At 67.4% G+C, this 12,413-nt stretch carries 13 protein-coding genes; 2 read left to right on the forward strand and 11 right to left on the reverse strand.

The features are described 5' to 3' along the window. Positions 1-339: 339 nt before the first annotated feature. The 8 genes from era to hrcA all read right to left on the reverse strand — a co-directional run bounded on the left by era (position 340) and on the right by hrcA (position 7,433). Positions 340-1,242, reverse strand: a complete 903-nt coding sequence (gene era, locus RCH12_RS13850) for a GTPase Era (protein WP_088456110.1) — start codon at positions 1,240-1,242, stop codon at positions 340-342. Next, entirely contained in the window at positions 1,226-2,554 is a 1,329-nt protein-coding gene (locus RCH12_RS13855) for a hemolysin family protein (RefSeq protein WP_327017247.1), read from the reverse strand. The genes era and RCH12_RS13855 overlap by 17 nt, the downstream gene beginning before the upstream one ends. Next, complete coding sequence (gene ybeY, locus RCH12_RS13860; RefSeq protein WP_088456108.1) at positions 2,551-3,018, reverse strand: rRNA maturation RNase YbeY; 468 nt, start codon at positions 3,016-3,018, stop codon at positions 2,551-2,553. The genes RCH12_RS13855 and ybeY overlap by 4 nt, the downstream gene beginning before the upstream one ends. Then, entirely contained in the window at positions 3,015-4,028 is a 1,014-nt protein-coding gene (locus RCH12_RS13865) for a PhoH family protein (protein ID WP_327017271.1), read from the reverse strand. The genes ybeY and RCH12_RS13865 overlap by 4 nt, the downstream gene beginning before the upstream one ends. Positions 4,029-4,092: 64 nt before the next feature. Then, complete coding sequence (locus RCH12_RS13870; RefSeq protein ID WP_088456107.1) at positions 4,093-4,455, reverse strand: HIT domain-containing protein; 363 nt, start codon at positions 4,453-4,455, stop codon at positions 4,093-4,095. A 19-nt stretch (positions 4,456-4,474) separates the two neighbouring features. Next, positions 4,475-5,236: a 16S rRNA (uracil(1498)-N(3))-methyltransferase gene (locus tag RCH12_RS13875; RefSeq protein WP_327017248.1), complete on the reverse strand. Its 762-nt coding sequence runs from the start codon at positions 5,234-5,236 to the stop codon at positions 4,475-4,477. 11 nt (positions 5,237-5,247) lie between these two features. Then, entirely contained in the window at positions 5,248-6,354 is a 1,107-nt protein-coding gene (dnaJ, locus tag RCH12_RS13880; protein ID WP_088456105.1) for a molecular chaperone DnaJ, read from the reverse strand. A gap of 59 nt (positions 6,355-6,413) precedes the next feature. Next, positions 6,414-7,433: a heat-inducible transcriptional repressor HrcA gene (gene hrcA, locus RCH12_RS13885; protein ID WP_088456104.1), complete on the reverse strand. Its 1,020-nt coding sequence runs from the start codon at positions 7,431-7,433 to the stop codon at positions 6,414-6,416. A gap of 228 nt (positions 7,434-7,661) precedes the next feature. Between hrcA and RCH12_RS13890 the strand changes: the two genes are divergently transcribed. Together RCH12_RS13890 and RCH12_RS13895 are read left to right on the forward strand one after the other, a co-directional pair. After that, the gene (locus RCH12_RS13890; protein ID WP_327017249.1) at positions 7,662-8,063 is read left to right on the forward strand and encodes a DUF4870 domain-containing protein; all 402 of its coding nucleotides are present in this window, start codon (positions 7,662-7,664) and stop codon (positions 8,061-8,063) included. 124 nt (positions 8,064-8,187) lie between these two features. Next, complete coding sequence (locus RCH12_RS13895; RefSeq protein WP_088456102.1) at positions 8,188-8,562, forward strand: DUF4870 domain-containing protein; 375 nt, start codon at positions 8,188-8,190, stop codon at positions 8,560-8,562. A gap of 19 nt (positions 8,563-8,581) precedes the next feature. On the opposite strand, the gene hemW is transcribed toward RCH12_RS13895, so the two are convergent. Genes hemW through lepA form a run of 3 tightly spaced genes read right to left on the reverse strand, consistent with a single transcriptional unit; the run spans position 8,582 to position 12,319 of the window. After that, positions 8,582-9,808, reverse strand: a complete 1,227-nt coding sequence (hemW, locus tag RCH12_RS13900) for a radical SAM family heme chaperone HemW (protein WP_327017250.1) — start codon at positions 9,806-9,808, stop codon at positions 8,582-8,584. 4 nt (positions 9,809-9,812) lie between these two features. After that, positions 9,813-10,460: a DUF1990 family protein gene (locus tag RCH12_RS13905; RefSeq protein ID WP_327017251.1), complete on the reverse strand. Its 648-nt coding sequence runs from the start codon at positions 10,458-10,460 to the stop codon at positions 9,813-9,815. 5 nt (positions 10,461-10,465) lie between these two features. After that, positions 10,466-12,319: a translation elongation factor 4 gene (gene lepA, locus RCH12_RS13910; protein ID WP_088456099.1), complete on the reverse strand. Its 1,854-nt coding sequence runs from the start codon at positions 12,317-12,319 to the stop codon at positions 10,466-10,468. Between the last annotated feature and the right edge of the window lie 94 nt (positions 12,320-12,413).

Genomic DNA, 12,413 nt, shown 5'->3' on the forward strand with positions numbered 1-12,413 from the left:
ACCGGACAGGCCGGTGTTCCAGTCGTGCAAGTTCGGACCGGTGGGAGAGGATCCCGTCGGTGCGGTGGAGCCACTATCCAGCTCGTCGTCCATACCCCATTCTCTCACGAATCGTAACTATATGCGAGGAAATGTCAGCAAGAACTTGAGCAAATATCGAACTCAGTTCTGGGCCAAAAGGGACGGGCAGCGAGGTTCTCGACACGCTCGACCGACGGGATGGGCGCGTTGTCGAGGACGGGTTGCGGGGTCTCGACAGGGTCGACCGATGGGCGGGGTCGATCGCCCTCGAGGACAGGTTTCAGGGTCTGCTACGACCGGGCCCGACCTGGCGCGCGGTTAGAAGCCCAGCCGACCGAGCTGCTTCGGGTCGCGCTGCCATTCCTTGGCGACCTTGACCCGCAGCGAGAGGAATACCCGCTTGCCGACGAGAGGTTCGATCTGCTTGCGGGCGCGCATGCCGACGTCCTTGAGCCGGCTGCCCGACTTGCCGATGATGATGCCCTTCTGGCTGTCCCGCTCCACGAAGAGGTTGGCGTAGATTTCGACGAGTTCCTGATCGTCTCGTTCGATGATGTCGTCGATGGTCACGGCGATCGAGTGCGGCAGCTCGTCGGTGACGCCCTCGAGCGCCGCCTCGCGGATGTACTCGGAGATGCGCGATTCCAGGCTTTCGTCGGTCACGGCATCCGCCGGGTACAGCGGCGCGTCGCTGAGCGGCAGCAGGCGCAGCAGCTCGCTGCTGAGCACATCGAGCTGGATGCGGCTGGTCGCCGAGATCGGCACGATCGCCTCCCAATCGCGCAGCTGCGAGACCGCGAGAAGCTGGTTGGCGACGCTGGTCTTGGAGGACATGTCGATCTTGGTGACGATCGCCACCTTCTTGGCGCGCGGGAAGTTGTCCAGCTGTTCGTTGATGAACTTGTCGCCGGGGCCGATCGGCTCGTTTGCCGGGATGCACAGGCCGACGACGTCGACGCCGCTGAGCGTCGACTGCACGAGGCTGTTCAACCGCTCACCGAGCAGCGTGCGGGGCCGGTGGATGCCGGGGGTATCGACCAGGATCAGCTGGCCGTTCTTCTGGTGCACGATGCCCCGGATGGCGCGACGGGTGGTCTGCGGCTTCGACGACGTGATCGCCACCTTCTCCCCCACCAGGGCGTTCGTCAGGGTGGACTTGCCCACGTTGGGGCGCCCGACGAAGGATACAAATCCCGCCCGGAAATCAGGTTCTTGTGTCATTGCCGTGTGCTCCTTCGGTGTCCGGCATTCCCAGGAATGCGGACTGTGCGTCTCTCAACGCCTTGTCTGGTTCAACCAGCACTGTGCTGATTCGTTTGCGTCGACCCTCGGTTCGCTCCGCGGTGAGGATCAACCCGCTGGTTCTGGCTTCAGAGCCGGCGACCGGCAACCTGCCGAGCGCCTTGGCCAACAGTCCGCCGACGGAGTCGACCTCGTCATCGTCGAGGTCGAGGTCGAACAGTTCACCGAGTTCGTCGACGGGCAACCGGGCGCTGACCCGGAAACGGCCGTGGCCGAGATCCTCGATCTCGACGACGTCCCGGTCGTACTCGTCAGAGATGTCTCCGACGAGTTCCTCGATCAGGTCCTCGAGCGTGACCAGGCCGGCGATGCCGCCGTACTCGTCGACGACCATGGCCAGGTGGTTCGACTCCAGTTGCATTTGGCGCAGCAGCGCGTCGGCCTTCTTGGACTCCGGCACGAACTGGGCGGGTTTGGCGAGTTCGCCCACCCGCAACGTCTCGAGGTTGCGGGGTCGTTCGTAGACCAGCCTGGACACGTCCCGCAGATACAGGATGCCTGTCACGTCGTCGACTTCGCCGTCGACCACGGGGACTCGGGAATAGCCCTTGCTGAGGAACAGACCCATCGCCGCACCGACGCTGGAGTCGGCGTCAATGGTGACCATGTCGGTGCGCGGGATCATCAGCTCGCGCACGACGGTCTCACTGAACTCGAAGATCGAGTGGATCAGCTCGCGGTCGTCTTCCTCGATCACGTCGAGTTCGGTGGCCTCATCGACCATGCTCAGCAGCTGGTCCTCTGAGGTGAACGTGGCCAGCCGGCTGCGGCCGGGGGTGACCCGGTTGCCGAGGGCGACGAGGGCGTTGGCGACCGGGCCGAGAAGCACCCTGAGGAAGTGCACGAGGACGGCAGTGAGCGTGAGCAGGGTCTGCGGATGCGCCCGGCCGACGCTGCGGGGGCTCGCCCCGACGAGGACGAAGGACACCGCCGTCATCAGCAGGGCCGACAACAGCAGGGCAAGCCAGATCGCGTCGATGGTGGTGGCGAAGACCAGGGTCACCAGCACCGCTGCCGTCGTCTCCGCGATGATGCGCACGAAGTTGATGGCGTTCAGGTGCGCGCCGGTGTCGGCGGCGATCGCGCTCAGGGACCGCTTGGATCGCGCCGTCACGGCGAGCTCGGCGATATCCGCCCTGGACTGGGACATGATCGCCGCATCGACGGCGGCCATCAGCCCGCCGAAAGCGACGAGCAGGATGGCGGCGGCCAGGAACCACCCGACGATCATCGGGGCCGGCGTCGTTCCTGCATGGCGAAGCCGATCAGGATGTCGCGCTGGATGCCGAACATCTCCTTCTCTTCGTCGGGCTCGGCGTGGTCGAAACCGAGCAGGTGCAGCACGCCGTGCGCGGTGAGCAGAAGCAGTTCGTCGAGGGTGCTGTGGCCGGCGGTTTCGGCCTGACCCTGGGCCACCTGCGGGCACAGCACGATGTCGCCGAGCAGACCCGGCGGGGTCTGGGCGTCTTCGGTGCCCGGGCGCAGCTCGTCCATCGGGAAACTCAGGACGTCGGTGGGACCCGGCTCGTCCATCCACTGCACGTGCAGCGCTTCCATGGCGCCCTCGTCAACGAGGACGATGGCCAGTTCGGCGTCGGCGTGCACATGCATGGTGTCCAGCGCGAAGGCGGCGAGGCGCTGGATGGTGGCTTCGTCGACCGGGATGGCCGACTCGTTGTTGATTTCGATGCTCAACTGGATCTCCGTTTCGGGGTGCGATCGCGCGGGTTCCCCTGGTGCGGAGCGCGGGAGGCGAAGTCGCGGGCCTGTTCGCTTTCGTAGCGTTGGGCCTGCTTCTGCGCGTCGTATTCGGTGTAGGCGTCGACGATGCGGCCGACGAGGCTGTGCCGCACGACGTCGGCACTGGTCAGGCGCACGAAGGCGATGTCGTCGATGCCGTCGAGGACCTTGGTGACCAGGCGGAGGCCGCTGGCGCCGGCGGGCAGGTCTACCTGGGTGATGTCGCCGGTGACCACCATCTGGGAGCCGAAGCCGAGGCGGGTGAGGAACATCTTCATCTGCTCCGGGGTGGTGTTCTGGGCTTCGTCCAGCACGATGAACGCCGAGTTGAGGGTGCGGCCGCGCATGTAGGCCAGCGGGGCCACCTCGATGGTGCCGGCCGCGAGGAGCTTGGGCACCAGCTCGGGGTCCATCATCTCGAACAGGGCGTCGTAGAGCGGCCGCAGGTACGGGTCGATCTTGTCGGTCAGGGTGCCGGGCAGGAAGCCGAGCCGTTCGCCGGCTTCGACGGCCGGCCGGGTGAGGATGATCCGGTCGACCTCCTTGCGCTGCAGGGCCTGCACGGCCTTGGCCATGGCGAGGTAGGTCTTGCCGGTGCCGGCCGGGCCGATGCCGAAGACGATGGCGTTCTCGTCGATCGCGTTGACGTAGTCGCTCTGCCCGAGGGTCTTGGGCCGCACGGTGAGGCCGCGCGAGGTGAGGATGGCCTGCCCGAGCACCGTGGAGGGGCTGGAGGTCGCGTCGGCCCCGAGCATCCTCGCGGAGGTGCTCACCTCGGCCTCGCCGAGGTCGGCGCCGGTGCGGAGCAGCAGCTGGAGCTCCTCGATCAACCGCACCACGGTCTCGACGGAGACCGCCGCGCCGGTGAGGGTGACCTCGTTGCCGCGCACGTGCACGACGACGTTGGGGTATTCCTTCTCGATGGTGCTGAGGAACCGGTCCTGCGGGCCGAGCAGGCGCACCATGGCGACGCCGTCCACCAGGAGCTTGCGCACCACGTCGAGCGCACCGCCGTCGGGGGTTTCGGCGTCAGAGGGCAGCAAGCGTGCCCTCCTCAAGAGCGCCGCCGAGGACGTGCGCGTGCACGTGGAAGACGGTTTGACCGGCCGAGGCTCCGGTGTTGAAGACCAGGCGGTACTCACCGGCGCAGTGTTCGTCGGCCACCCGGCCGGCCACGGCGATCAGCTCGGCCAACAGCGCAGGGTCCCCCGCGGCGAGTTCACCGACGTTGCGGTACTGCTGCGACTTCGTGGTCACCACGACGTGCACGGGCGCCTGCGGGGCGATGTCGTTGAACGCGATGATGTCATCGGTTTCCGCGACGATGGTCGCGGGAATTTCGCGCGCGGTAATGCGGCTGAAGATCGTGGGTTCTGCACCGGAGGAAGCCATGGTTCTATCTTAAGCGCTCCTACCAGCGCCCGAGGGTTGCGTTCAGGATGGCGACCGCGGCGGGGCCGGCCGTCGAGGTGCGCAGCACGGTATCGCCCAGGCGCACCCGGCTGGCGCCGGCCTGCTCGAGGATGTCCAGTTCGCTGGGGGCGATGCCGCCCTCCGGCCCGACGACGAGCACGATGTCCCGGTCGTCGGTGGGCACGGCGATCGCGGTCAACCTGAGCTCGGCGGTCGGCTCGAGCAACAGCATCCGGCTGGTCCCAGCGAGCTGGGCCAGCTGCTTGGTACTGGTCAGGGGCAGCACGTCCGGCAGCCACGGCCTGATGGACTGTTTGCTGGCCTCCCGCACGATGGCGGACCAGCGCGCCTGCCCCTTGGCGATCTTGACACCCTCCCAGCGGGCCACCGACCGGGCAGCGGCCCACGGGATGACCCCGTCGACGCCGAGTTCGGTGGCGGCCTGCACGGCGAGTTCGTCGCGGTCGCCCTTGGCCAGGGCCTGTACGAGCAGGATGCGCGGCACGGCCGGCGGCGTCCGGGTCACGGTGTCCACCCTCGCCGTGAGCTCGGTCGGTGCGGCCGACAGGACCGTGACGCCGAGCACCAGGCCGGCGCCGTCGCCCAGCAGCAGGGTCTCGCCCGGGCGCACCCGGCTGACGGTGACGGCGTGCTTGGCCTCGGCCCCGGTGATGCTCACCGTGGCCCCGACCGCGGGGTCCGCGGTGGGCGGGCCGTCGGCGGAGGCGCCGAGGGTCTCTGACAGGAAGAAGTGCGCCATCGAACGTTGTCCTAGCCGAGGAACCTGTCGCGGAGCTTCGCGAACAGGCCCTGCTGGAACTGGCTGAGGGCGGGAGCCGGAACCTTGTGCCTGGCGGCGAAGGCCTCGATCAGTTCCCGCTCCTTGTGGTCGAGCTTGGTGGGGGTGAGCACCTGCACGCCGACCCGCAGGTCGCCGCGGCCGTTGCCGCGGAGCCTCGTGACGCCGCGGTCCTTGACCGTGAGGATCTCGCCGGCCTGTACGCCGGGGCGCAGTTCCACTTCGATGTCACCGTCGAGGGCCTTCACCGTGGCCGTCGCTCCGAGGATCGCGTCGGTCATCGGCACCTCGAGGGTGCAGAGCAGGTCGTCACCGTCGCGGCTGAAGACGTCGTGGTGGCGCACCTTCATCTCCAGGTACAGGTCACCGTTCGGGCCACCGGCCGGGCCGGCCTCGCCGCTGCCGGGCATCTGCAGGCGCAGGCCCGTGTCCACGCCGGCGGGGATGTCTACCGGCACGGTGCGGCGGGCGCGCACGCGGCCCTGGCCCTGGCAGGTGACGCACGGGGTGGCGATGATGGTTCCGTAGCCGCGGCAGGAGCCGCAGGGGCTGGAGGTCATCACATTGCCGAGCAGCGAACGAACGGCGCGCTGGATGCTGCCGGTGCCGTGGCAGATGTCGCAGGTGACCGGGGAGGTACCCGGCTGGCAGCAGGTGCCCGAACAGGTGGCACAGACGATCGCCGTGTCCACCTCGATGTCGCGGTGGGTGCCGAAGATGACCTCGTCCAGGTCGAGTTCGACGCGGATGAGGGCATCCTGGCCGCGTTCACGCCGGGAACGGGGGCCACGACTGCCGCCCCCGCCACCGCCGAAGAAGGTCTCGAAGATGTCGCCGAAGTTGCCGGCGTCGAAGCCGCCGCCCTGGCCGTTGCCGGAGCCGCCGCGGTCGTAGTTCTGGCGCTGCTTGGGGTCGCTGAGCACGTCGTACGCGTGCGTGACGGTCTTGAACCGTTCTGACGCCTCGGCGCCGGGGTTCACGTCGGGGTGCAGCTGGCGGGCGAGCTTGCGGTACGCCTTCTTGATTTCGTCGGTGCTGGCGTCGCGGGCGACGCCGAGTGCTTCGTAGTGGTCAGCCAAAGCTGGCTCTCCTTGGGGTTCTGGGGTGGGGAAGTCGGGTCGAGATACGTGTGGGGCGGCTAGTTCTCGCCGAGCAGTCGGGAGAGGTACCGGGCGACGGCGCGCACGGCCGCCATGTTGTTGGAGTAGTCCATCCGGGTCGGGCCGAGCACACCCAGGCGGGCGGCGTCGCCACGGGAGGTGTAGCCGCTGGTGAGCACGGACGTCTCGCCGAGCCCGAACGGTGCGTTCTCCCGGCCGATGCTCACCGAAACGCCGTGCTGGTCTGTGGCCATTTCGCCGAACAGGCGCAACAGCACTACCTGCTCCTCGATGGCCTCGAGGACCGGATAGATGCTCCCGGTGAAGTCTTCCTCGGTGCGCACGAGGTTCGCGGCGCCGGCCATGACCAGGCGGTCCTGCCGGTTCGCTCCGACCTGATCGCGCAGGGTGCCGGTGATGAGATCGACGAGCTCAGTCTGCTCCGGCGATCCCAGGCCGGTCGGGCCGCTGAGGGCCGTGGCGGCGGCCGCCATGCCGAGGCCGCCGACGACGGCGTTCAGCCTGGAGCGCAGCTCGGCAAGGGCTGCTTCCTCGATCGGGCGCGGCAGTTCGACGACCCGTTGCTCGACCCGGCCGGAGTCGGTGATCAGTACCGAGAGCACCCGGGTGTCGCTGAGCGGCACGAGCTCGATGTGGCGCACCGTGGCCCGCGACAACGAGGGGTATTGCACCAGGGCCACCTGATGGGTGAGCTGGGAGAGCAGGCGGACACTGCGGGCGAGGACCTCGTCGAGATCGGCGGACTGGCCCAGGAAGACCTCGATGGCCTGCCGTTGGACGCCCGTGAGCGGACGCAGATCGGCCAGGTGATCCACGAACAGTCGGTAGCCCTTGTCGGTGGGGATGCGCCCCGACGACGTGTGCGGCGCGACGATGAGTTCTTCTTCTTCGAGCAGGGCCATGTCATTGCGGATCGTGGCGGCCGAGACGCCGAAGGCGTGCCGGTCGACGATCGACTTGGATCCGACCGGTTCGCGGGAGGCCACGTAGTCCTGCACGATGACCCGAAGGACTTCGAGGCTGCGGTCTGATACCACTGGACGCTCGCCTCCCTCTCCCGTTTGTGCCGCCGACGGCTGGCACTCTCTTCGTATGACTGCCAATCATAACGCGGGCGTTTGGGATACCCGTTGCTCACGGACGAATTCGCGCAGTACCGTGGTGGCACACGTATCTCCGTGGCGGTATCCACCGCTGTTTTCCACCGCTGTTTTCCGCCGCTGTTTTCCATCGCTGAATCCACTCGCACGTCGAAGGGCATCGTCATGAGCTATTCCAATGGGCCTGGACAACCGACAGGGTCGGGCACCGCTGCTGCGCTGACCCCGGAGCGGGACAAGCTGTGGGCGTCCCTGGCGCACCTGGGCGGTATCCTCTCGTTCCTGCCGGCCCTGATCATCTGGCTGGTCTTCAAGGAACGCGGCCGATTCACCGCCGGCGAGGCCAAGGAGGCGCTCAACTTCCAGATCACGCTGTTGATCGGCTATCTCGCCATCAGCGTGCTCAGCACCATCCTGGGACTTCTCACCTTCGGCCTGCTGGCCGGGCTCGGCTCGCTCACCTGGGTGCTCTGGCTGATCTGCGCGATCTTCTCGGTACTCGGATTTGTCAGCGCCCGCGACGGCCGCCCGTACCGCTACCCGTTCGCTCTGCGCCTGATCAACTAGCGCCTGATCAACTAGCGCCCGATCAGCTAGTTTTCTCACTGCGGGCGCCCGAGACCGGCGCTATTCTGGTGACAGCCCGACCAGCACCATCCTCGCTCCCCCGAGCGCCCACGAAGGAGATTTAATGTCTGAGGCAACGCCTCCCCCCGCCAACCCGTACCAGGCACCCAGCCAGCTGAGCCCGGCCGACGAGAAGCTGTGGGCGACCCTGATCCACATCGGCGGAATCCTCTTCGGCTTCCTGCCCGCCCTGATCGGCTACATCGTGCTCAAGGACCGCGGTCCGTTCATCCGCGCACACGCCGCGACGGCCCTGAACTTCCAGATCACCCTGGCCATCGCCTACCTGGTCGGATCGATTCTCACCGTCATCCTCGTCGGCTTCCTGATCCTGGCCGCCGCCTGGATCCTCAGCATCGTCTTCAGCATCATGGCCGCGATCGCCGCGAACAAGGGCGAGTGGTACACCTACCCGCTGACGATCAAGTTCGTCAGCTGATCCTAAGAACCTGGCCTCACTAGTCGGTAAGCAGTCGGCGCACCACGGCGTCGGCGAGCAGCCGACCGGTGAGGGTCAGTTCGATGTTGCCGCCGATGGCCGCACGAGCGTCGATGAGTTCGTCGGCGATCAGGCCGGCGACCTCTCGACGGCCGAGCGCCGACAACGTCGCCACCGGGATTCCCTCACGGATGCGCGTGAGCAGCAGCACCCGTTCGGTTTCGCGGGTCGCCTCGTCCAGGGTTTCCCGTCCGGCGGCCGGTGAGTGGCCGGCCAGAATGCGGTCGGCGTACGCCGCCGGATGCTTGACGTTCCACCAACGCACCCCACCCACGTGGCTGTGCGCGCCGGGGCCGATACCCCACCAGTCGGCGCTGCGCCAGTAGGACAGGTTGTGCCGGGACCGGTGTTCGGTTCCCCGGGACCAGTTGCTGACCTCGTACCAGCCGTAGCCGGCCTCGGCCAGACGCGCATCCGCGAGTTCGTAGAAGTCGGCCTGCAGGTCTTCATCGGGCTGGACGACCTCGCCCCGGCGGATCTGCCTGGCCAGCTTGGTGCCGTCCTCGACGATGAGTGAGTAGGCGCTGATGTGGTCGGGCTGCTGGCTGATGGCCGCGTCCAGGCTGGCCCGCCAATCCTCGATGGTCTCCCCCGGTGTGCCGTAGATCAGGTCGAGGCTCACGTCCAGGCCCGCCTCGCGCGCCCAGGCCACCACGAGCTGGACCCGTTCGGGATCATGCGTTCTTTCGAGGGTGGCCAGGACCCGCGGTACCGCGGACTGCATGCCGAAGGAAACCCGGGTGAAACCGGCCTGCTTGAGCTGGCGGAGATAGGCCAGGTCGACGGAGTCAGGGTTGGCCTCGGTGGTGATCTCGGCGCCCGGCACGATGCCGAAGGTGTCGCGCACGGCATGCAGCATCCGCACCAGATGGTCTGCGGGCAGCAGCGTGGGGGTGCCACCGCCGAAGAAGACCGTCGCGGCGGGCCGAGCCGGCACACCGGATTCGGCCAGGATGCGGGCTGCGGACTCCACCTCGAGGACCGCCTGGCTGGCGTAGTCGCTCTGCTTCACCCCGCGCAGTTCCGTGGCGGTGTAGGTGTTGAAGTCGCAGTAGCCGCAGCGCACCTTGCAGAACGGTACGTGCAGGTAGACCCCGAAGTCGCGGGTCGAGGCGCCGAGCGCGGCCGAAGCCGGGATGAGGCCATCCAGTGGTGCGGGGTCGCCGACCGGGTGCGGTCCAGCCATCCGGTCAGCCTCGTCCGACGGGGTGCAGGGCGAGCAGGTACTTGCGGGTGTAGCGCTCCTGCTGGACGCGCAGGATGGGCCAGGCCAGCGTGAAGTACCAGGTGCTGGGACGCGAGAAGGAGCGGATGGTGAGCCAGACGGAGTCGTCAGCGCGACGGTCGACGATGAAGCACTCCTCGCCGGTCTGCGGGTGGCCGCGCATGGTTCCGTAGGCGAAGCCGATCTTGTCGGCCTCGTCGATGACGTAGACGACCCGCACCGGTGCGGCGACGGTGAACGGGCCGGTGGGGATGGCCAGCTTGGCGGTCATCCCGTTGCTGATGAACGCGGTGCCGTCCTCGGCGAAGGTGGCCTCGTTCACCGGGTGTTCCTGGTTGGGCGCCGGGGTGCCGTTCTCGGTGAAGACGATGCCGGTGTACTGCACGCCAGTGCCGGCGTCGAGGTCGGTGACGTCGATGCCGCTGCCGCGCTGGATGCCCCAGGTCATCAACGCCGTCGTGGCCACCCGGAACCGTTCCTCGCCGCTGCCCAGGCGCACCGTACGCTCCAGCGGGCGGTGGCCCTTGGGCGGGTAGCGCATCAGGTCGGGGGCCAGGGTGCCGCCGATGGCGGCGTAGGTCACGGCGGCGTCGGTGAAGGTCGAGCGGCGCATGATCGTTACTTCTTTTCCTTCTTGGCCGGCTCGTCGCCGGAGAGCGCGGCGATGAAAGCCTCCTGCGGAACCTCGACCCTGCCGACCATCTTCATGCGCTTCTTGCCTTCCTTCTGCTTCTCCAGCAGCTTGCGTTTGCGGGAGATGTCGCCGCCGTAACACTTGGCGAGGACGTCCTTGCGGATGGCGCTGATCGATTCGCGGGCGATGATGCGGGCTCCGATGGCGGCCTGGATGGGCACGTCGAACTGCTGGCGCGGGATGAGCTTCCGGAGCCGTCCGGTCATCAGTACGCCGTAGTCGTAGGCCTTGTCGCGGTGCACGATGGCGCTGAACGCGTCGACCTGTTCGCCCTGCAGCAGGATGTCGACCTTGACCAGGTCGGCCTCCTGCGAGCCGATGGGCTCGTAGTCGAGGGACGCGTAGCCGGCGGTCTTGCTCTTGAGTTGGTCGAAGAAGTCGAACACGATCTCGCCCAACGGCATCGTGTACCGGATCTCGACCCGGTCCTCACCGAGGTACTCCATGCCGAGCAGGGTGCCGCGGCGACCCTGGCAGAGTTCCATGATCACGCCGACGTAGTCCTTGGGCGCGAGGATCGCGGCCTTGACGATGGGTTCCTCGACGACGGCGATCTTGCCGTTGGGGAACTCGCTCGGGTTGGTGACCGTGACGGTCTTCTTGTCGTCGGTGGTGACCTCGTAGATCACGCTGGGCGCGGTGGTGATCAGGTCGAGGTTGAACTCCCGGTCGATGCGCTCGGTGATGATCTCCAGGTGCAGCAGGCCGAGGAAGCCGCACCGGAAGCCGAAGCCGAGGGCGACGGAGGTTTCGGGCTCGTAGACCAGCGACGCATCCGAGAGCTTGAGCTTGTCGAGCGCTTCGCGCAGCGCCGGGTAGTCGCTGCCGTCGATCGGGTACAGGCCGGAGAACACCATCGGCTTGGGTTCGGTGTAGCCGGGTAGCGCCTCGGTGGCGGGCTTCATCGCGGTGGTGACGGTGTCGCCGACCTTGGACTGGCGCACGTCCTTCACGCCGGTGATCAGGTAGCCGACCTCTCCGACGCCCAGGCCCTTGCTGGGGGTGGGTTCCGGGCTGGTGACGCCGATCTCGAGGATGTCGTGGGTGGCGCGGGTCGACATCATCTGGATCTTCTCGCGCGGGCTGAGGTGCCCGTCGATCATGCGCACGTAGGTGACGACGCCGCGATAGCTGTCGTAGACGGAGTCGAAGATCATGGCGCGGGCCGGCGCGTTCGCGTCGCCGACGGGGGCGGGGATCAGCGAGGTGGCCCGGTCGAGCAGTTCGGACACGCCGACGCCGGTCTTGCCGGAGACCCGCAGCACGTCGTCGGGGCTGCCGCCGATGAGGCTGGCGAGCTCCTTGGCGTACTTGTCCGGGTCGGCGGCCGGCAGGTCGATCTTGTTGAGCACCGGGATGATGGTGAGGTCGTTCTCGAGCGCCAGGTAGAGGTTGGCCAGTGTCTGGGCTTCGATGCCCTGCGCGGCGTCGACGAGCAGGATGGCGCCCTCGCACGCGGCCAGGCTGCGGGAGACCTCGTAGGTGAAGTCGACGTGGCCGGGGGTGTCGATCATGTTCAGCGCGTAGGTCTGACCGTCCATCTCCCACGGCATCCGCACCGCCTGGCTCTTGATGGTGATGCCGCGTTCGCGTTCGATGTCCATCCGGTCCAGGTACTGGGCACGCATGGAACGGTCGTCGACGACGCCGGTGATCTGAAGCATCCGGTCGGCCAGCGTGGACTTGCCGTGGTCGATGTGCGCGATGATGCAGAAGTTACGGATGAACGCGGGGGCGGTGGCGGCCGGTTCCAGCGCCTTGAGAGCTCTCGGTGACATGATGGCCCAATTCTCCCATGCCCCGCAGCATCGGTGTGACCTGCCCGGCCGGCCGTCGGTCATCCATTCGACGGATGACGGAACCAGCGGTCCT

The organism is Cryobacterium sp. MP_3.1, assembly GCF_035984795.1.
In the GTDB taxonomy this organism is placed as follows: domain Bacteria; phylum Actinomycetota; class Actinomycetes; order Actinomycetales; family Microbacteriaceae; genus Cryobacterium; species Cryobacterium zongtaii.

What these genes read in the sequence shown, in the direction of transcription:
- RCH12_RS13890 (WP_327017249.1), top strand. Translation starts at nt 7,662, where the DNA reads ATGAGCTATTCCAATGGGCCTGGACAACCGACAGGGTCGGGCACCGCT.
- RCH12_RS13870 (WP_088456107.1), bottom strand. Translation starts at nt 4,455, where the DNA reads ATGGCTTCCTCCGGTGCAGAACCCACGATCTTCAGCCGCATTACCGCG.
- RCH12_RS13895 (WP_088456102.1), top strand. Translation starts at nt 8,188, where the DNA reads ATGTCTGAGGCAACGCCTCCCCCCGCCAACCCGTACCAGGCACCCAGC.
- RCH12_RS13905 (WP_327017251.1), bottom strand. Translation starts at nt 10,460, where the DNA reads ATGCGCCGCTCGACCTTCACCGACGCCGCCGTGACCTACGCCGCCATC.
- RCH12_RS13855 (WP_327017247.1), bottom strand. Translation starts at nt 2,554, where the DNA reads ATGATCGTCGGGTGGTTCCTGGCCGCCGCCATCCTGCTCGTCGCTTTC.
- RCH12_RS13875 (WP_327017248.1), bottom strand. Translation starts at nt 5,236, where the DNA reads ATGGCGCACTTCTTCCTGTCAGAGACCCTCGGCGCCTCCGCCGACGGC.
- era (WP_088456110.1), bottom strand. Translation starts at nt 1,242, where the DNA reads ATGACACAAGAACCTGATTTCCGGGCGGGATTTGTATCCTTCGTCGGG.
- hemW (WP_327017250.1), bottom strand. Translation starts at nt 9,808, where the DNA reads ATGGCTGGACCGCACCCGGTCGGCGACCCCGCACCACTGGATGGCCTC.
- RCH12_RS13865 (WP_327017271.1), bottom strand. Translation starts at nt 4,028, where the DNA reads ATGGTGCGCCTGCTCGGCCCGCAGGACCGGTTCCTCAGCACCATCGAG.
- lepA (WP_088456099.1), bottom strand. Translation starts at nt 12,319, where the DNA reads ATGTCACCGAGAGCTCTCAAGGCGCTGGAACCGGCCGCCACCGCCCCC.